Origin of the sequence: Streptomyces sp. NPDC051976, assembly GCF_040680795.1 — a bacterium.
Lineage (GTDB): Bacteria > Actinomycetota > Actinomycetes > Streptomycetales > Streptomycetaceae > Actinacidiphila.
In genome coordinates this window covers 1-17,756 of the sequence record NZ_JBFAXL010000104.1, presented here as the reverse complement: position 1 = coordinate 17,756, position 17,756 = coordinate 1, and the positions used below count along the sequence as shown (strand labels likewise).

At 67.8% G+C, this 17,756-nt stretch carries 16 protein-coding genes and 4 pseudogenes; 12 read left to right on the top strand and 8 right to left on the bottom strand.

Annotated elements, in window-relative coordinates; genetic code table 11:
- The 7 genes and pseudogenes from AB0M29_RS43540 to AB0M29_RS43510 form a co-directional block, all read left to right on the top strand.
- On the top strand, positions 1-762 hold a 762-nt coding region (locus AB0M29_RS43540), incomplete at its 5' end, for an MTAP family purine nucleoside phosphorylase (RefSeq protein ID WP_365392980.1).
- 28 nt (positions 763-790) lie between these two features.
- Positions 791-1,012 (top strand): heavy metal-associated domain-containing protein, encoded by a 222-nt coding sequence (locus tag AB0M29_RS43535; RefSeq protein WP_365392977.1) that lies wholly within the window; start codon positions 791-793, stop codon positions 1,010-1,012.
- Positions 1,009-2,037: a glycosyltransferase gene (locus tag AB0M29_RS43530; RefSeq protein WP_365392974.1), complete on the top strand. Its 1,029-nt coding sequence runs from the start codon at positions 1,009-1,011 to the stop codon at positions 2,035-2,037. The genes AB0M29_RS43535 and AB0M29_RS43530 overlap by 4 nt, the downstream gene beginning before the upstream one ends.
- 22 nt (positions 2,038-2,059) lie before the next feature.
- Positions 2,060-2,644, top strand: coding sequence for a TIGR00730 family Rossman fold protein (locus AB0M29_RS43525; protein WP_365392971.1), 585 nt, complete (start codon positions 2,060-2,062; stop codon positions 2,642-2,644).
- 50 nt (positions 2,645-2,694) lie between these two features.
- Positions 2,695-3,879 carry an MFS transporter gene (locus AB0M29_RS43520; RefSeq protein WP_365392969.1) on the top strand — a complete coding sequence of 395 codons (1,185 nt, stop codon included), beginning with the start codon at positions 2,695-2,697 and terminating at the stop codon, positions 3,877-3,879.
- A gap of 212 nt (positions 3,880-4,091) precedes the next feature.
- A pseudogene (locus AB0M29_RS43515) lies at positions 4,092-4,496 on the top strand (relaxase domain-containing protein); the annotation flags it as partial.
- A 122-nt stretch (positions 4,497-4,618) separates the two neighbouring features.
- Positions 4,619-4,756 carry a hypothetical protein gene (locus AB0M29_RS43510; protein ID WP_365392983.1) on the top strand — a complete coding sequence of 46 codons (138 nt, stop codon included), beginning with the start codon at positions 4,619-4,621 and terminating at the stop codon, positions 4,754-4,756.
- Between the two features lie 404 nt (positions 4,757-5,160).
- On the opposite strand, the gene AB0M29_RS43505 is transcribed toward AB0M29_RS43510, so the two are convergent.
- The 3 genes from AB0M29_RS43505 to AB0M29_RS43495 all read right to left on the bottom strand — a co-directional run bounded on the left by AB0M29_RS43505 (position 5,161) and on the right by AB0M29_RS43495 (position 9,975).
- Positions 5,161-6,921: a discoidin domain-containing protein gene (locus tag AB0M29_RS43505; RefSeq protein ID WP_365392966.1), complete on the bottom strand. Its 1,761-nt coding sequence runs from the start codon at positions 6,919-6,921 to the stop codon at positions 5,161-5,163.
- A 26-nt stretch (positions 6,922-6,947) separates the two neighbouring features.
- The gene (locus tag AB0M29_RS43500) at positions 6,948-8,732 is read right to left on the bottom strand and encodes a coagulation factor 5/8 type domain-containing protein (RefSeq protein WP_365392964.1); all 1,785 of its coding nucleotides are present in this window, start codon (positions 8,730-8,732) and stop codon (positions 6,948-6,950) included.
- A gap of 142 nt (positions 8,733-8,874) precedes the next feature.
- A complete protein-coding gene (locus AB0M29_RS43495; RefSeq protein ID WP_365392961.1) occupies positions 8,875-9,975 on the bottom strand; it encodes a DUF1996 domain-containing protein in 1,101 nt (366 codons plus the stop codon).
- Between the two features lie 315 nt (positions 9,976-10,290).
- Between AB0M29_RS43495 and AB0M29_RS43490 the strand changes: the two genes are divergently transcribed.
- Positions 10,291-10,608, top strand: a complete 318-nt coding sequence (locus AB0M29_RS43490) for a hypothetical protein (protein WP_365392959.1) — start codon at positions 10,291-10,293, stop codon at positions 10,606-10,608.
- Between the two features lie 23 nt (positions 10,609-10,631).
- Positions 10,632-10,806: pseudogene (locus AB0M29_RS43485) on the top strand (IS6 family transposase); the annotation flags it as partial.
- A 232-nt stretch (positions 10,807-11,038) separates the two neighbouring features.
- Here the strand turns inward: AB0M29_RS43485 and AB0M29_RS43480 are convergent.
- Positions 11,039-11,464 (bottom strand): helix-turn-helix domain-containing protein, encoded by a 426-nt coding sequence (locus AB0M29_RS43480; protein WP_365392956.1) that lies wholly within the window; start codon positions 11,462-11,464, stop codon positions 11,039-11,041.
- Positions 11,465-11,566: 102 nt separating this feature from the next.
- Between AB0M29_RS43480 and AB0M29_RS43475 the strand changes: the two genes are divergently transcribed.
- Positions 11,567-12,313: an MBL fold metallo-hydrolase gene (locus AB0M29_RS43475; RefSeq protein WP_365392953.1), complete on the top strand. Its 747-nt coding sequence runs from the start codon at positions 11,567-11,569 to the stop codon at positions 12,311-12,313.
- A 51-nt stretch (positions 12,314-12,364) separates the two neighbouring features.
- Here AB0M29_RS43475 and AB0M29_RS43470 read toward each other — a convergent pair.
- A pseudogene (locus AB0M29_RS43470) lies at positions 12,365-13,117 on the bottom strand (IS5 family transposase); the annotation flags it as partial.
- An 88-nt stretch (positions 13,118-13,205) separates the two neighbouring features.
- Here AB0M29_RS43470 and AB0M29_RS43465 point away from each other — a divergent pair.
- Positions 13,206-14,051: a fumarylacetoacetate hydrolase family protein gene (locus AB0M29_RS43465; RefSeq protein ID WP_365392951.1), complete on the top strand. Its 846-nt coding sequence runs from the start codon at positions 13,206-13,208 to the stop codon at positions 14,049-14,051.
- A 409-nt stretch (positions 14,052-14,460) separates the two neighbouring features.
- A complete protein-coding gene (locus AB0M29_RS43460; RefSeq protein ID WP_365392949.1) occupies positions 14,461-14,832 on the top strand; it encodes a toxin Doc in 372 nt (123 codons plus the stop codon).
- Positions 14,833-15,048: 216 nt separating this feature from the next.
- Here AB0M29_RS43460 and AB0M29_RS43455 read toward each other — a convergent pair.
- From AB0M29_RS43455 to AB0M29_RS43445, 3 genes and pseudogenes are all read right to left on the bottom strand, one after another.
- Positions 15,049-15,282, bottom strand: a pseudogene (locus AB0M29_RS43455) (IS6 family transposase); the annotation flags it as partial.
- Between the two features lie 237 nt (positions 15,283-15,519).
- Entirely contained in the window at positions 15,520-16,614 is a 1,095-nt protein-coding gene (locus AB0M29_RS43450; protein WP_365392946.1) for a winged helix DNA-binding domain-containing protein, read from the bottom strand.
- Positions 16,615-16,621: 7 nt separating this feature from the next.
- A complete protein-coding gene (locus AB0M29_RS43445) occupies positions 16,622-17,653 on the bottom strand; it encodes an aldo/keto reductase (RefSeq protein ID WP_365392943.1) in 1,032 nt (343 codons plus the stop codon).
- Positions 17,654-17,756: the final 103 nt, after the last annotated feature.

The following is a 17,756-nucleotide window of genomic DNA, read 5'->3' as shown; positions in this document are numbered from 1 at the left end:
GCTGAGTCGGCGACCGCGCAATTACTCGACGACGCGTCTGTCAGGACGTTGCCCACCGCTCACGGCCCGGTCCGGGTGCGCGAAGGGCGTCTGGGAGACGTCCAGACGTTCGTACTACCGCGCTCCGGTCCACGCCACCCGCTGCCCGCGCATTCCATCGACTTCAAAGAGAACATGGCCCTCCTCGCCGAACTGGGCGTGACCGATGTCGTCTCCACCGGAATGGTGGGGTCCTTACGGGGTTCCCTGCCGGTGGGATCCGTCGTGGTGCTCGACCAGTTCCTGGACTTCACCAAGCACCGGGACTGGACCTATTTCGAGGACACACGCTTCGGATTCGGGGACTTCACCGAGCCGTTCTGCTCCCGGCTACGTGAAGGGCTCGTCAAGGCATGCGCCGAGGCCGGAATCCCCGCTGTACCGAACGGCTGCTACGTAGGGGTGGACGGCCCCCGCTTCGAGACGAGCGCCGAAGTGCGGATGTACGGGATGCTCGGCGGCGACGTCATAGGTATGACCGTGCTTCCCGAGTGCGTCATGGCCCGCGAAGCGGGACTGTGCTACGCCACCGTGGCCGGCGTGGTCAACCTCGGTGCCGGACTGGCACCAGGGCCCCTGCACGCGCCGGACTTCCTGAACACCCGGCAGGCCCACATGGAACGGATGAAGGACATCCTGCGCCACCTGTCCTGTCTGCTCTCCGCGCCGGACGCCGCACAGAGTTGCGCCTGCCCGACCGTGCCCATGGAGCGTACGAGTTGAGCGGCCGGAACGACAGGAAGGCAGAGCCATGCTGATCACACACGCGATGCGGCTGAAGGACCTGCACTGCGTTGACTGCGCCGACACCGTCGTCGAGGTGCTGGAGTCGCTGGCCGGAGTGGAGTACGTCGAGATTGCGCTGGCCGACAACACAGCCGAAGTAACGTGCAGGGAAACCATCACGCACCAGGACCTGCGCGCGTGGCTGTCCGACATCGGATTCCGTCCCGAGACGCTGGAGGACCGATGAACGCGGTGGTGCGACCGCGCCTGCTCTTCGTGGGCAACTTCCGGTGGAACGCCGGATCGGCCCAGACGCTGATGAACTACGCCGCCGTCGCCGACCGCGTCGGATGCGAGATCGGTGTCTCCTCTGGTGTCGGCTGGGCGGACGAGCGCGTGTCCGGCGTCCTGCCGATGATCGACGACCTTTCCTGGGCGACGCACCTCCTGTTCGCCTACGAGGACCCGCAGTTCCTCTCGCACCGCGAGATCGAGGCGTGCCTGACCGTGCCCAGGGACCGACGCGTCGTCATCGACACCGACGCCCACTGGGGTCCCGAGGTCACGGTGGGCGGGGACAGCTCCGGCGGCATCTACACCAGCGCTCGTTGGAACAGCCTCTACGCCACCCTCTCGGACCTCATCCTCCAGCCGCGGCTTGGCGACCTGCCTGCCGGCGCAGTCTTCTTTCCCTATTTCGGCATGGCCCGCCCCCAGAACGGCACGGTTGACTCCACCGACTGCGACGTGCAGTACATCGGCAACAACTGGTGGCGCTGGGAGAGCCTGCAACGGCTCGTGACAGCCGCCCGGAAGCACACCAAAAGCGTCAGGGTATGCGGCAGATGGTGGGACGCGGAAACGTGTCCCGGCTACCGCGAACCGACGTGGTCAGATCCGGACTGGCTCGCCCAACAGGCAGTGGAGGTCCAGCAATCCGTCCCCCTCGGCCAGATGGTCCCCCACATGGCCCGGGCCACGGTCACCCCCGTACTCGCCCGGCCGAAGCTGGCCGCGATGAAACTCCTCATGCCCAGGGTCTTCGAGACCCTGGCGTCCGGCAGCATCCCGCTGATCGCGCCGGAGACGGCCTACCTGGAGCAGCTTCTCGGCCCCGGCACCCGCAGCCTGCTCATGGACGAGGACGTCATCGGCCGGATGATCGCCGACCCCGGCGCGTACACGCCCCTCCTGACCGACATGCAGCGCCGCACGTACGCCGACTTCACCTACGAGAAGGTCCTCGCCTCCCTGCTCCGCATCATCACCTGACCTCGACGAAAGGAGGACTCCCATGCCCGAGTCCGATGGGTTGCGGATCGCCGTCTTCTGCGGGGCCCGCTCCGGAACCGTGAGCAGCAGCACCGAAGCAGCCCGCGAGGTCGGCCTCCTTATAGGGAAACGCGGCCACTCCCTGGTCTACGGGGCCGGGGGGATCGGCCTGATGGGTGAAGTCGCCTGGGCCGCCCACGAACAGGGGGCGGCCATCACCGGAATCGTGCCGGGCTTTCTGCGGGAACTTGAGAAGGACCAGGCCGCCCCCGAGCAGGAACTGATCGTCACCGGCGACATGTTCGACCGCAAGCGGGAGATGTTCGACCGAGCCGACTGCTTCCTTGCGCTTCCCGGCGGATACGGCACCCTGGACGAGGTGATCGAGGTGATCTCGCACAACTACCTCGGGCGCAACCCGCGTCCGCTGGTGCTGCTGGACACCGACGGCGAGTGGACACCCCTGGCGGTCATCATCCAGGACATGATCACACGCGGGTTCGCCGACGAACTCCACGAGACGCACCTCCTGATCGCCCACAGCCCCCTCGACGCGGTCGACACACTGGAACAGCAAACCAGGGCTGTGGCATGCCCGGCGTCGTAGCCGAACACCTGACCCGGTCCCGGAGACCGCGCGCCCTCTATGGAGAGGTATTGCGGACGCCCGGGGCCGGCGGATTCTTCGCCGCGGCCTTCCCCGTGCGGCTCGGCTCGGCCATGCAAAGCCTGGGGATCGTCCTGGCGGTCCGCGAAGGCACCGGGTCCTTCGCCGCAGCCGGCGTCGTGGCGGGGGCCTTCTCCCTGGCCAGCGCCGTCGCCTCCCCGCAACTGGCCCGACTCATGGACCGGCGCGGCCAGGACCTCGTACTCCTGCCGTGCCTACTGGTCTACGGCTCGGCGATGGCACTGCTGATGCTGACAATCCGGGCAGGCGGCAGCCATAGCGCCTTGGTCGCCTGCGCGGGCATGGCGGGCATGGCGGCACCGCAGATCGGCACCCTGACGGCGGCTCGTTGGACCGGCCTGCTACACGACAACACCTCCCTGGCCACTGCCTTCGCTCTGGAGGCAGTCAGCAACGAGAGCACCTTCATACTCGGCCCAGCTCTCCTGGGCCTGCTCAGCGCGGCGCTGTCGCCTCTAACGGCACTGGTTTGTGCGTGGACGCTCATCGTCGGCGGCGGTGTCGCCTTCGCCCTCCAGAAACACTCGGCACCCGCGACGGCCCCATCCTGCACGACCGCGTCCACCTCAGTCGGCAAGTGGCTGCTGCGCCCGGGCAGCGTGGTGATGATCTGCGTCAACGTGGCCATCGGGATGTTCTTCGGGGCCATGCAGGTGTCAGTGTCCGCCTTCGCCGAAGGCCACGGATCTGCCGGGCTGGCCGGACCGGTCTACAGCGCCATGAGTGTGGCCGCGCTCGCCTCCGGTTTCGGCTTCGGCCTGGTCGCCCTGAAGGTGCCGCGCGCCGTGCAGATGGCCTGCGCCATGGCGTACCTCGCAGCCGCCTGCCTGCTCCCCATGACGGCGGCCTCCCCGACCGGGCTCGCCCTGGCTCTGGCAGCAGTAGGGCTCGGCGTCTCCCCCGGCCTCGTGCTGTCCGCAGTACTGGCCGAGGCGGTCTACGACAAGACAGTCATCACCCAGGCGTTCGCGTGGCTGAACTCGATGGGAGTCGCTGGCACGGCCCTGGCGACCACCCTCGCCGGGCGTCTCGTGGATTCGCGCGGGAGCGACTGGGGGTTCGCGGTCGCCGCCGGTGCCACCGCCACCGCCACGCTCGCTCTCCTTGCCGGCCGCGCCGCCCTGGCACCCGACCGGACAGGGGCACGGCAGTAACCGGCTATCGCGAACACGCAACCAGCGCGGATTGGAGGCGAGGCTTGAGGGAGCTCAAGGCAGCCCGTCGGCACCTCGCCAAAGCGGCGTTCCAGGAGGGCAACCACCGGAGGTGACCTCGAGCGCTGGGGAACTTCTACCGGACATCGAGGCAGTGCTCACCGGAAAAGTGACGCGGGCGCCGCAACCCGTCGCGCCTGAAGTATGAGCCGATGAAACGGAGCTTCGGGACAAATCCGTCGCCCCGTCATCACGGCACGCTTCAATCCCGCGGTACGGGACGACCGGTGAAGTCATCGGGCCGTCCCCTCCGTCTGGCGGGACCTGGTGCCGCTGCCCTGTTCTGCCCGGCCGGGCTGCGGTGTCGTGGCTGGGTGACAGCGGCGATAGCGCGCATCAGTCGGGGATACTACCTCAAAGAGCGTGGCGGTGGCCGACGGCGGTCGGGACCGCAAGGTACCGCTGCCGGTCGGCCAGGGGTTGGCCGGGGTGTGCCGGCGGGGGAGTGGACCGGGCGCGGGGCAGCGCTGCTGGGGCTGTCGGGCCAGGTGACCGAGGCGGAGATGGAGGCACTGTTCGGTCAGGGCCCTGCACCCGCACCCGGAGATCCTCGCCCCCGGCGTACTCGAGGGCGAAGCGCCAGCGGTGCGATTGGGGCGGGCGTTCATCTGTCCGAAGTACGACCACGACCAGGAGCCGGGGGAGCCGGGGCCCGTGGTGCCGGACAACTACGGCGCCGGTGCGGCGGCGGAAGAAGGCGAAGCGAGGGCCGGTCGCCGGGTTCGATGTGGTGCTGCGGCCGCTGGCGTCGGTGTCGCTGCTGCGGGCGCTGGGGAACGACGCCACTCTTGCCGCGATCGACGCCAGCCAGGCTTGACGAGAAGTGGTGCGGCGACATCACATACGTGCAGGTCGGCGGGGTGTCTGTATCTGGCCTGCGTCTTGGACATCTGCTCGCGCCGGGTGCTCGGCTGGTCAATGGGCACGCACATGCGGACCGAGCTGGTCATCGAGAGGACAACGTTGCGCCGGGTCATCGACCTCGCCGCGCGCCTCGGCTGCTTGGACCGGCCAATGCCCGCTTGTGATGTCCCATGGAGGGACAAAACCAAGCGTGGCAGCTCTTCTCCTCCCAGGACTCCGGACGAGCGCGACTCGCGTGGGCCCCGGCCGTGCTGCGGCCAGGGCCCACGCGTCATGTCGTTGCCGCCGCTGCTCAACACATAGACCACGCGAGGAGAGTCGCCTCCGATGCGTCGTACGGCGAGGGCATCACTCCTCTCAGGCGTAGACGCCGAACTCGTAGAGCGAGTAGCCGTAACTGGTGCCTCGCTGGGTGCCCTGGACGCGGACGTAGCGGCCCGTGCCGGTCACGTCGAGGTCGTCGATGTTGCCGTTGCCGTCGGTCACCAATTTCACGGTCGTCCAGTTCTGGCCGTCGTCGGAGGTCTGGATGGCGTATGCCTTCGCGTACGCCGCCTCCCAGGAGAGCTGGACGTGCGTGAACGTAGTGCTGTGGCCCAGGTCGACCTGGAGCCACTGGGGGTCGCTCCAATCGCTCGACCAGCGGGTGTCGGGCTTTCCGTCGACCGCGTTCGCCGCGGTGCACGGGCAGCCGCCGGTCGGGTCGCTCTGGAAGGACGACGCGGTGGCGGGCTTGCCGAGCGCCACGTCGGTGCCGGCTGGCTTCGGGGCCACCACTCGCAGGGACTTCGAGCCGTATCCGACGTTGCCGTTGCCGTCGGTGGCCTTCACGTAGACCTTGTAGACGCCCACCTTGTCGGGCGCCTTCACCGTCAACGTGCCGCTGCCGTCGTCGGTGGCGGTTGCGGGGGTGAGCGCGCCGTTGTTGTCGATGTAGAGGCTGCTGAACAGGACCTGGTAGGCGATCGGGTCGCCTTCCGGGTCCGTGGTCTTGGTGCTGATGGTCACGTCGGCGCCGGTGGGGACGCCGTCGTTGGCGCCGCTGACGTTCATGTCGGTGACCTGCGGCGGCAGGTTGTCGCCCGCGGTGTTCCCGCCATAGGCCTTCGTCACCGCGTAGTACGAGGGCCGTTTCAGTCCGTCGGGTACGAGGTTGAACCAGATTCCGCCGAAGTCGTTCTCGTTGCCGTAGTGGAAGAGGGTGGCGCCCAGCGCGACGCCCTGGTGGTCGCTGACACACTTCCAGGCGTTGGTGTAGCCGTCGGCTTTCTGCTGGTCGGTCGGCTCGTCGGGCACGCCGTTTGCGTCGTTCGGCACCTCCCATGAGCCGGCTGGCCCGCCCTCGGTGATGATGTAGGGCTTGTCGTAACCACCCGCTTCCCAGGCGGACTTGACGTTGCAGATGTCCTTGTACGAGTTGACCGCGTACAGGTCCAGATCCGGTGCGTTCTTCTTGTAGTACGGCCAGGCGCCGGTCCAGGCGTCGGTCGAGGTGACCGGGTGGCTCGGGTCGATCGAGTGGATCTTCTTGGCGATGTCGTTGACGAAGGTCGTGTATGCGTTCCGCTGCTGCTCCAACTGATCGCCGCTGTAACAGTTCTGCAGCCCGAGTACGGACTCGTTGCCGACATCCCACATCAACACGCCCGGGTTGTCCTTGTAGGTATCCACCCACTTCGGGAACTCGTCGAGCATGTTGTCCTTGTACGTGGTGTCTGTCAGGTAGTTGACGCAGCCGCCGGAGCCTGGGCCACCGCCGGGCTGGAGCCAGAAGCCGGCGATCACCTTGATGCCATTGGCCGCCGCCGCGTCGAACAGCGGCGCGCTGGTGGCGTCCGTACCCCAGGTGCGGATGGTGTTCACGCCCATCTTCGCCAGGTCGGGCAGATCCTTGGCCGCGTCGGCCGGCGAAGGGCCCCAGGTCAGGCCCTTGACCTGGTATGGGGCGCCGTCGACTGTCAATTGCCAGCTCCCCTGGGACCCGGTCACCTTGACCACACTGCCCGCCGCGTGGGCGGTCGGTGCCTGGGCTACGGCGAGGCCAGCGACGGCGAGGGCGGCCGCCGCGAGCGGTACCAGCACGCGGCGGGCCGGACCGCGGGTGAATAGTTGCTGCATGCCTTGCTCCTTGGTGGCGGGCCGGGTCATGGGTAGCTGACGAGGTAGGAGGGACTGGTATGGGTACTGTTCACCGGATCCCCCGTGGAGTTGATGACGTGGCGGATCGTTCCGTCGCCGCCGAGCGAGACGGTCACCATGTCGTGGAACTTCACACTCGCCGAGGACGGCGCCTGGAAGGCGCTGTCGGCGACGACGGTCGGGTTCGCCTGGAAGAAGCAGTAGCTGCCGAGCCCCCACGCCTCGTGCGACGTGACGGAGGCGTCGACCTGATACGCGGCGTGTCCGTTTGCTGAACCGTCCATCCAGGCAGCCTGGTTGGGCGGGTCGTAGGGCATCTCATTCTGGAAGAAGTACGTCCGCCCACCGTTGCCCTTCCAGACGACCTCGGCTTTCTGATGGTGCTCCACGAAGAGCCCGTACATGATCACGCCCGTGCCGTTCACGACCAGCCCCGTGTCGCTGGGGTTGACCTCCCAGCCGACACCGCTGCCATGATCGGCGCGCCAAAGCCACAGGTTGTCGCCGATGACGTTGTTGCTGTTGATCTCCAGGCAGACGCCTGCCTTGCCCGCCTGCGCGCCGCCGATGCGTACGAATACGTCCTGCAGCAATGTCGGGTCGGCGGAGTGGTCGGCCGTGGAATCCTGCGGCCCAACCCGGATGAGGACCTCCGAGCTCTGGGCTCCCGCGTCGATCAGCAGACCGGAGATCTTCACGCCGTCCACGTCATCGACTGCCAGCGCGGAGAAACCCTTGTTCGGGACGAAGGTGGCGATGCCAAGGCCCAGCACAACGGTGCCGGCCCGGGTCACCTTGATCGTGTCGTCAAGCTGGTAGACCGCCGGGGTGACCAGCAGGTGCTTGCCCTGGGAGAGCGCGTCGTTGATGGTCGCCGCGGAGTCGCCCGCCTTGGTGACGTAGAAGTCGCCGATCGGAATCGACTCGCCTTTGGCGGTGCCGCTCCAGGTGATGCCGTGCGCCGAGGACTGCAGGGCGGGGACGAACACCTGGTAGGCGCCTGAGCTGTCGACGTAGAGGAACGGCTTCTCGCGGACGGCCGGCGCGGTGTCGACGACGGTGACGGGAGGGTTGGGAAAGCTCTGCGCGGGGGCTCCGTCGACGCCGACGAAGACCATGTTCCACACCGCTCCGGCCCACGCGCCCAGTGTGCTGTTACGGGTCAGCCACTGCTGCTGGGAGCCCGAGACGACCCGGCCGTCCACTTGGCAGTCGGCCATGAAGCCGCCACTCGCCCAGCCGTCGAAGCCGTTCCACAGCGGTACGTCGCCGCGGATGTGGAGACGCCGCATCGGCGCGGCCTGCGCGACCGCCCAGCGATTGGATCCATCGGTGGGGGTGACGGAAAGGTTCTCGGCTGTGCGCCAGAAGTTCTGGGTGGCATTGCCTTGGTCCCAGTCGGCCTCGACGTGCACCAGTCCGTGGATGTCCACGTCGTCGGGCGACAGGCCCAGGCCGGCGACGTGGGTGTAGAAGCCGACGTTGACGTCGAGGCCCTGGTACGTGCCGGGCTTGAACAACAGGGCGGACCGCTCGGAGCCGAACTGGTTCGTCTCCTGCTTGGCGAACACGGCGCTGACCTTGGCCTGGATGTCCGAGGCGGCCATGGTCGGGTCGAAGACCAGCACATTCGGGCCGAAGTCGGGGGCGGTCGCGGCAGCCGTCTGGGTGGGGGAGGAAGACCCGGCGGGAGAGGTCCTGCTGTCGGAGGCTGCGGCTGCGGCGGTGCTGGCCAGTGCGGGTGCGGCTGCGAGGGCGGCCAGTGCGCCGAGAGCCGCACGCCGGGGCATGCCGGGGGTGGGGGGTTGAGAGGGAGGAACAGCGGGGCCTTGCATGTATCACCTGCCGTGTTGGGGGGATATCGCACCCTAGAGAGCGCTCTCCGGAGAGTTGGGAAGCAGCCCGTCCGGCAGAGCGAGCGCGGAGGGTGGGTCAGTGGATGAGCTGGTAGTTGCTGTCGAGCACGGCGCCCTTGCCGGGCTGGGTCTCGTCGTAGCCGTGCGCGTCGCACTGCAGCCCGCCGTTGATGCAGTGGGCGACCATGGCGGACAGCGTCGCGTCGTCCCAGTCCGCGAAGACGTCGTAGTGGAAGGAGTAGCCGGCACCGCTGGCCAATTTCACCCGCGACATGTCGCCGTTGACCGGCCACGCCATTTTGAACTCGATCATCGGCAGGGCAACCGGGTGGTCGGCGGGGCAGACGTTCTGGTTGTTGCCCGACGCGATCGGATACGCCATGTGGCTCCTGTGGTCGGGCGTGTCCAGGTGGATACCGTCCCAGCAGCTCGGCGCCTGGAGGCGGATGTTGAGTTGCGTGTCAGGGGTGCTGGAGCAGCTCGCAGGGAAGTCGTAGTTCTTGTAGCTCGTACCGCACTCCCAGCCCTCGACCGTGCCCTTGAGGTTCTGGAACTCGTCCTTGGTCTGCATGGGGCTGCCGACCACGAAGCGCAGACCCTTGGGGAAGGGGCGGACGCTGGTGTAGTCGGTGACGGACGACTTGTAGTAGATCGTCTGCGGGCCGACGGGGAGGACCTTCTGGTCGCCGTTGAACAAGCTCGGCATCCAGTAGGCCGACTTGTCGCCCGGCGCCAGGCACGTGGTGCCACTCGCCGCGTCCAGAGAGGCGGTGGTCGAGTCGGCGTTCGTGCTCGCGTTGCCCATGAACGTGTGGTCGTGCGACTTGCCGGGCTGCCCGGGGAAGACGATCGGGTCGTCCGGCGCGGTGTGCGAGGGTGCGCACTTGGCCTGGAACTCGTGGAAGTACGCGTGCGGCGGCTCGTACGTTGATGGCGTGACGCCGGTTACCGGCGGGTCGGCCATGATGTAGCCGTCCCCGTCGGGGTCGTCACCCGACGTCTGAGTGGACGCCGGCATGGACATCGACATCGACGTGGACTGGTGCGCTGAGGACGGAGCCGCCGACGTGCCGGGGGTGCTCGCGGACGCGTTCGCCGTTAGTGCGGCGCCGCCACCGACTGCCACCAGCGCAAGCGCGATGAGCAGTCTGGGGACTTTTGCTGGCTTCAGGGCCATGGGAGACCTCTATGTATATGGGGGGACGGGTATGACAGTCCGCTCGCGGGGCGTGTCAGTCGGACCGTCTCGGGAGAGCGCTCTCCCGCGTTGGAATGTTCTACTCCTGATACGAGGGTGTCAACGGTGGGTTAAGCGAAGGGATGTGCCAGCGACGGACGCGGAGGATCACCTCCCATCGCTGACCTGCACGGTTTCCCGAGTCTTGAGGACTTGGTGAAGAACCGCCTCGCCGATCGCGACGTGGTGCCTTGATCCGGACCTCCGCCACCGAGAGCGGGTGTCTTGGGTGGGTTGGTCGGTTGATCGGATGCCGTGGGCCTGTACGAGTCCACACCCGGAGCGATTTACAAGAACATCGCCGCTGACCTGGGTGTCAATCGGGCGACCCTGCGTGAGTGGATGCTGCGGGACCGCGAACGCCGTGGCGTCACCGCCGCGGCTGAGAAGCCGGGTGCCCAGCCTCGGGGGGCGGTGCCGTCCGCTGATCCGGACGAGCGGGTCCGACAGCTGGAGGCTCGGGTGATCGAGTTCGAGGCAAGTGAGCGCAAGCTCGCCACCGAGCGGGACATCCTCCGCAGGGCGGCCAAGTATTTCGCCGGAGAGACGAACTGGTGGGGAGCCGCTTTTTGAGCTGTGGCGGGCCGATCGGCCAGGGCTTCCGCTCGGCCGGAGCCGCCCAGCGGTTCCTTCCCGCGTTCAGCGGGATCTCACCCCACTTCCGGCCCCGCCGCCACCTGATGACCGCACGCGACTGCCGAGCCGAGACGACCGTCCGCTTCATGACCTGGGTAGGTCACCGGAGTCGCCGTCCCGCCCACCACGGCCTGAGCAACAGGGCCGGAACCGAGCCCCGACCACACCCCGACACCCCGTCAGACACCCACGCACCCAACAACGTGACAACACCCCTCAGTCGGGTACCGGTGCCCCTTGTGCGACGGCGACGCGTCCCGCACGGCCACCCTCCACCACCCTGATCAATACCAAGGTCATCCCACCGGCAAGCCGATGTGACAGCGCCATGCACAGCGCTCGATGATCCAACTGACAGCCCGTGGGCCTACTTGCCATTCAAGTGTGTGGTCAGGCGTGATAGCAGAGGCAGCGCCGCCTCAAGCGTCTTTCGTTCATGGGAACTGAGGACATCGCTGATCGCGGTGCCGAGCCAGTCAGCACGCCTTCGGCGCTCTTCGGCCAGACGGTCACTTCCCGTCGGCGTGAGGTGGAGCAACAGCTTGCGACCGTCGCTGGGGTGTGCCTCGGCATGCACAAGGCCCTGGGTCAGGAGTTCTTTGACCGCCTTGGCGGCCGACTGGTGACTGACTCCCCGCTGTTGTGCGATGTCGGCGGTGGTCAGCGGGCCGCTGCGGTCCAGGTAGCCCAGGACGGCGGCCTCGCCGGGCGGCATCTTGTCGGCAGTGCGCACAGTGCGTACGAGCCGTCCGATGGTCAGGCGAAGTTCTTCAGCCAGCTGGTTCTCGTCCATGATGCCAGCTTACCCACACCCATCAACCAAACTGTACACCAAGGCTCCATTGTTTTGCTTTGGTGCTACAGGGGCGCTCCCCGTCCCTCGCTGGGGCGATGGGTGGGCGTGGAGTCAAGCCGCGGGCGACCCTCACGGCGCGATATCTACAGTCATGTTGTACAGTCTGGTGTTAGAAATTCGGTCTGCTCGGAAGGACCCACTGTGAAGCTCACCAAGCACGCCCATGCCTGCGTCACGCTCGAGAAGGACGGCACCCGCCTGGTTGTCGACCCCGGCGCCTTCACCCCGGACGCGGCACAGGCCGTCACCCAGGCTCACGCCGTCCTGATCACCCACGAACACTTCGACCACTTCGACGAGAAGCTTGTCGCGGCTGCTCTTGAAGCCCAGCCGGGGCTTCAGGTCTACGGCACAGCCAGTGTCGCGGCCGCCCTCGGCAGCGACGGTGACCGCGTGCACGCCGTCGCCGCGGGGGACACCTTCAGCGTCGGTTCCATCACCGCCACCGTCCACGGCCACCGCCACGCGCTGATCCACGCCGACATCCCGTGCCCCGACAACGTCGGCTATCTCCTCGATGACGGAGCGGTCTACCACCCCGGCGACGCCTACTTCGCGCCCGACGCTCCCGTACGCACCCTCTTGCTGCCGACCAGCGGACCATGGACAAAGCTTGGTGAAGCCGCCGACTACGTCCGCACGGTCAAGCCCGAGCGCATCATCCAGATCCACGAACTCATGCTCAGCGACCTCGGCCAGCACTCCACCGCCAATCTCCTCGGAGAAAAGGGCCTGACCGGCACCCCGATCGACCGCCTCGAGCCCGGCACCACCGTCCAGCTGTAAGAGGTCCTGACAAAGGCGTTGGACGTGGCGGTGCATGATGAGGCGGGTGGCGAGGCCGAGGAAAGCCTCGTGGATGCCGTCGCGGCGTTCCCAGCGGATGCGCAGGCGGCGGAAGCCGTGCAGCCAGGCGATCGTCCGTTCTACCACCCAGCGGAAGACGCCCAGGCCGGTGCCGCGGGGCTGGCCGCGTTCGGCGATCGCTTGACGGATGCCTCGCTGCCAGAGCAGCCGCCGGTACTTGTCGTGGTCATAGCCGCGGTCCGCGAACAGCATGTCCGGCCGCCGCTGCGGGCGGCCGACAAGGCCCGATACGGCCGGGACCTTGTCCAGCAACGGCAGGAGTTGGGTGACGTTGTTGCGGTTGCCGCCGGTCAGCGACACCGCGAGCGGGATGCCCCGGCCATCGGTGAGGACGTGGTGCTTGCTGCCCGGTGGTGCACGGTCGGCCGGGCTCCGCCCCCTTTGGGCCCCTGCGGGCCGCCCGGACGTGGGAGGAGTCGATCACCGCCAGCGCCCAGTCCAGCTTCTTCGCCGAGCGCAGCTTCCTCAGCAGCACAAGGTGCAGTTCGTCCCCCACGCCTGCCTCGTTCCAGGCGGCCAAGCGCCGCCAGCAGGTCATGCCCGAACCGAAGCCGAGCTCCTGGGGCAGGTACTCCCACTGGATCCCGGTGTGCAGCACGAACAGGATCCCGCACAACGCCTGCCGATCCAGCACCCGGGGCCGCCCCGGCACTGGCAGCAAGGCTCGATCAGCGACCACAGTTCATCCGACACGACCCACGGCCGCGGCGCCCTCTTCCCCAGGCCAGAGGCAACGAGCGAACAAGCGGACCGTCACATGATCAACAACTTCTGTTAGGACCTCTAAGACCCCAGACCCCAGGGAGCGGGCATGCGTTTCGCGACCATCCGCACCGGCAACACCCTTACCGCGGCCCGTATCGAGGGCGACCGTGCCGTCCTGGTCAACGCCAGCGACGCCGTAGAGGCCTACCTGCGCCGCGACCGCTTGACGGACATCGGCGATATGGATGCCCGCACCGCCCACTACGCCCGCGTCTCACTGGCTCCCGCACACATTCTGTGCGTCGGTCTGAACTACCGAAGCCACATCGAGGAACTGGGATACCCCACTCCCACCTACCCGACGTTCTTCGCCAAGTTCCCGTCCACGCTGACCGGACCCCGCGACACGATCGCGCTGCCTCGCATCAGCGATCACATCGACGGCGAAGCGGAACTGGCGGTCATTGTCGGGCAGCGCCTCCGCCGCGCCGGCGTGGAGGATGCCAACCACGCCATCGCGGGCTACTGCGTCGCCAACGACCTGTCGCTGCGTGACTGGCAACACCGCACCACAGAAGCGCTCCAGGGCAAAGTCTTCGATCGCTCCACACCTCTCGGACCTATGCTGGTCACCCCTGAGGAACTCGACAACGCCCGCGACCTCACCGTCACTTTCACCGTCGACGGCGTCGAATGGCAACACGGCTCGACCAGCGACCTGCTGTTCACACCTGCGGAGCTACTCGCCTACTGCAGCACCTTCCTCACTCTCGAGCCCGGCGACGTCATCCTCACCGGCACCCCCGGCAAGACAGCCCACGCGGCCAAATCCCTCACCCCGGGCCGGCACCTGGTCACCGCCATCGAAGGCATAGGGGCCGCAATCAATCCCACTGGCACAGACCCCCTGCCGGACACACGCGCCATCTGGCGGGAAGAGACAGATCAATGAGCGCTGTGCGGGTCTGTGAAGCTCCAGGTCACGGGTCTGGTATGCGCGTAGGCGAGGGGAGGCTCGGGCAGGTCCGGGGCGGCAGTCCACCGACAAGGTCATCCGTCAGCGGGAGACTTCCCGGCTCGATGCTGGAAATTTGTGATTCATTCTGGTTTGTCAAGCACCTCTGTGGTGCGGCGTGTTCGTGGCGGCGAGCGGCCTGGCGAGGGCGGCCGCAGTGACTGTTCGGGGAGTCGGTAGGTTGCGGCATCACCGTGACCGCCCTGATCACGCAGGCGGCCGCGCGATCCGCGCCTGGACGGCGGGGCTGCTACCGCGGCGGCCTTCCTGGCCAAGCACGCCTCGGAGTTCGCTCAGGCGTTCCCGGAGGAAGAGCCGGACAGCGCCACCGGACAGGCTGCCTGAGGTGGCTCTGCACGTCGACGTCCGCTGGCTGCTGGAGCGCCAGGCCGAGGTGCTCTCGAAAGAGCCGTCGGTCCACGACTTCTCCGGTCTGGTCGCACCCGTCGCCCGGCACCGGGTCAACACTCCGAGGCTGGACTGCACCGCAGACTCGGCCTGGCGTGCGGCAGTTCTCTTCCACGAGATCGCTTCGGTGCGCCCGCTTCCCACCCGCAACGCCCTGTCCGGGGCGCTGGTCGCGGTGGCTTACATGGCGGCCTCCGGTGAAGCGGTCGATACCCCCTACGGGGCACTCAGCGACCTCGCTAAGCAAGTCCGCGCGGGCCGCACGGACGTCTATGCGTGCGCCGACCAGATCCGCCGCTGGAGGATCTGAACCAGCAGCGAACCTTCCGTGGTCCGGCCGTCCGCACTCTCGCGGGCCGGGCCTCTGGGCCTACCGGCCCCGGGGCCGGGCCGCGCCGTCGCCACGGCCGCCGACTGCGCCAGGCCGTGCCTGGTCCTCGGACCTGACGGGCGTTGTCAGGTTGAGTGAGTTGTCAGCTCGGTGATCGGTTTCGGGGCGTGGCGGGTTGCGGTGGTGGTGTCTGGTTCAGACCGTGTCGGGCAGGCCGGCGATGCCGGTGATCTGATTCCAGATTGCGAAGCGGCTGATCATTTCGGTGCGGTATCCGGTGGGGGTGAGTAGGTGGCGGCGGGGCCGGAAGTGGGGTGAGATGCCGCTGAACGCGGCGAGGAACCGTTGGGTCGCGCCGACGGATCGGAACCCTTTCATGGCGTGTTCGCGTTGCCGTGTCGGTTGGTGGGAGTTCTCAGCTCGGTTGTTTTGAGCGCGGCGGCCACCGTGGTGTCGCTGGTGCCGCAGGATGAGGACATGGCTGAGACCGCCATGCGCAATGCGCCGGCCACCCGGTACAACACGGTCAGGCGGTCTAATCGAAGGCACTCTCCGCGGAAGGTGAGCGTCCAACACGCACACCACGCACTCGTCCCGGTCCACGCGGGCGGCGCTGGCACGTTGTGCGAATGGTCCCGTCACGTCGGGACCTGGAGTGGGTGATTGTCAGTTTTCGGTGTCGAGTTGGATGTGCTCGATGTCGTTGTCCAGGAAGGTGGTCAGGTCCTGGGCTTCGGTGTAAACGGCTTCCTGTTCCGGGGCGGTGAGGGGGCGCAGGGAGCTGATGTGGAGTTGGTGGTTGCGCACGGCCCAGGTGGCGGTGACGCGTCCGTCAACAAGGACGGCGCGGTGGCCTGCGACGGACAGACCGAGGTGGGGGGCGTCGATGATGCGGCTGCGGTCGTGGTAGCCGAGGACGGCGTTGTCGAAGGCCGGCAGGAACCGGACGGGGGCCGGGGTGTCTGGGTGGGGGCGAGGTGCGTCGGGCAGATCGAGCAGTTCGCGGCCGCGTTCGTCGCGGAAGACGACGAGTTCTTCTCGGGCGGCTTTGACGGCGGCGGGAAGTCCGGCGAGGCCGCACCAGGCGCGCAGGTCCGCGCTGGCGGCGGGGCCGTAGGCGGCGAGGTAGCGGCGCAACAGCTGGTGCCCGACGGGGTCGCCGTCCCCGGTGGGCAGGGGGTCGATGTCCCGTGCCAGCCAGGTGGCCAACGGCAGGTTGCGTACGCCGGCGGTCTGCTGCCAGAGGCCGCGGGGCGGGAGTTGGGCCATGGGGATGAGGGCTGCGACGAGCAGCTCGCCCAGGACACGGCGTGGTGGGCCGGGCCAGCCGTCTTCGAGGGCTTGTACGAGCTCTCTCATGGTGCGGGGCTGCTGGTCGGCCATGACCGCGCGGCCGGCTGCGGCGACCTCGTCCAGGTCGATGCCGGCCAGTTCGCGCGGGTAGGTGCCCAGCACTCGCTGGCGCAGCATGGCGTCGTGGCGGGCTCGCCAGGCGAGCGCGTCGTCGGAGGTGACGAGGTGGACGGTGCGGCGCATCAGGTGGGTGCGTACCACGGTGCGGCCGGTCAGCGCATCGTCCAGTTGCTCAGGCTTGAAGTCGGTCAGGCGCGACCACAGCCCGATGAACGGTTCCTGGGGCTCTTGCGCCTGCAGGCCGCACAGGTGGGCCACCGCCTCGGGCGCGGAGGTGTCGCTGCGCGTGAGCAGGTGCTGGCGGGCCAGGGTGGCGCGGTTGAGGGCGCGGCTGCCGAGGACGGTCATGGCGTTCTCAGGCTGCGGCCCGCTCGTGGGGCGGGCGTCGGCGTAGGCCGGTGCGGGTGAGGGAGAGGGGTGTGGGGGAGACGTCCAGAGGGCTGATGTCGGTGCCGGGCGGGACGATTGCGTCGATCTTGTCGAGGATGTCGTCGCCCAGGGTGACGGTGGCGCCGGCGAGCAGGTCGTCGAGCTGGTCCATGGTGCGTGGGCCGATGATGGCGGCGGTGACGTCGGGGTGGCTGGTGGCGAAGGCCATGGCCAGGTGCGTGAGGGAGTGGCCGGCTTCTTCGGCGAGGGTGAGCAGCTGCTCGACGGCATCAAGCTTGTGTTCGTCGGTGAGATGCCGGGGGACCCACTGCATGCGGGGATTGTCGGGCCGCGGGGTGTTCTTGCGGTAGCGGCCGGTGAGCAGGCCCATGGCCAGCGGGCTCCACACCAGAACGCCCAGGCCGTAGCGGCGGCAGGTGGGCAGGACCTCGCGCTCGATGCCGCGGTTGAGTATGGAGTAGGTGGGCTGCTCGCTGCGCAGGCGGTGCAGGCCGCGCTGCTGGGACACCCACTGGGCTTCGACGATCTCCGAGGCCGGCAGGTTGGAGGAGCCGATCGCGCGGACCTTCCCGGCCCGCACGAGGTCGGTGAGCGCGGAGAGGGTCTCCTCGATGTCGGTGTGCGGGTCGGGAAGGTGGATCTGGTAGAGGTCGATGTAGTCGGTCCGCAGCCGCCTCAGCGAGGCCTCGACCGCCTGGACGACCCAGCGCCGGGAGCTGCCACTGCGGTTGGGGCCCTCGCCCATCGGTCCGTTGAACTTGGTTGCCAGCACGACCTCGTCCCGGCGTCCTTCGAGCGCCTTTCCGACGATCTCCTCGGTTTCGCTGTAGCCGTACACATCGGCGGTGTCGACAAAATTGATGCCCGCATCCAGTGCCCGGTGGATCATGCGCACGCAGTCGTCGTGATCAGGATTGCCCATTTTGCCGAACATCATGGTGCCCAGGCAGTAGGCACTGACTTCGATGCCGGTCCGTCCCAGCTTCCGCATCCTCACGGTGCCCCGTTTCCTTCCGCTGCCGTACGTGTTCGGTGCCTGCGCCGTCCGGGGCGGACCGGTCGACGACGTGACCCTGCTCCGCGGCAGTTGGCCGTCGGGC

Coding starts and splice junctions, on each gene's coding strand:
- AB0M29_RS43535 (WP_365392977.1), top strand. CDS start 791: ATGCTGATCACACACGCGATGCGGCTGAAGGACCTGCACTGCGTTGAC.
- AB0M29_RS43505 (WP_365392966.1), bottom strand. CDS start 6,921: ATGCAGCAACTATTCACCCGCGGTCCGGCCCGCCGCGTGCTGGTACCG.
- AB0M29_RS43500 (WP_365392964.1), bottom strand. CDS start 8,732: ATGCCCCGGCGTGCGGCTCTCGGCGCACTGGCCGCCCTCGCAGCCGCA.
- AB0M29_RS43450 (WP_365392946.1), bottom strand. CDS start 16,614: ATGACCGTCCTCGGCAGCCGCGCCCTCAACCGCGCCACCCTGGCCCGC.
- AB0M29_RS43525 (WP_365392971.1), top strand. CDS start 2,060: ATGCCCGAGTCCGATGGGTTGCGGATCGCCGTCTTCTGCGGGGCCCGC.
- AB0M29_RS43530 (WP_365392974.1), top strand. CDS start 1,009: ATGAACGCGGTGGTGCGACCGCGCCTGCTCTTCGTGGGCAACTTCCGG.
- AB0M29_RS43495 (WP_365392961.1), bottom strand. CDS start 9,975: ATGGCCCTGAAGCCAGCAAAAGTCCCCAGACTGCTCATCGCGCTTGCG.
- AB0M29_RS43465 (WP_365392951.1), top strand. CDS start 13,206: ATGCGTTTCGCGACCATCCGCACCGGCAACACCCTTACCGCGGCCCGT.
- AB0M29_RS43480 (WP_365392956.1), bottom strand. CDS start 11,464: ATGGACGAGAACCAGCTGGCTGAAGAACTTCGCCTGACCATCGGACGG.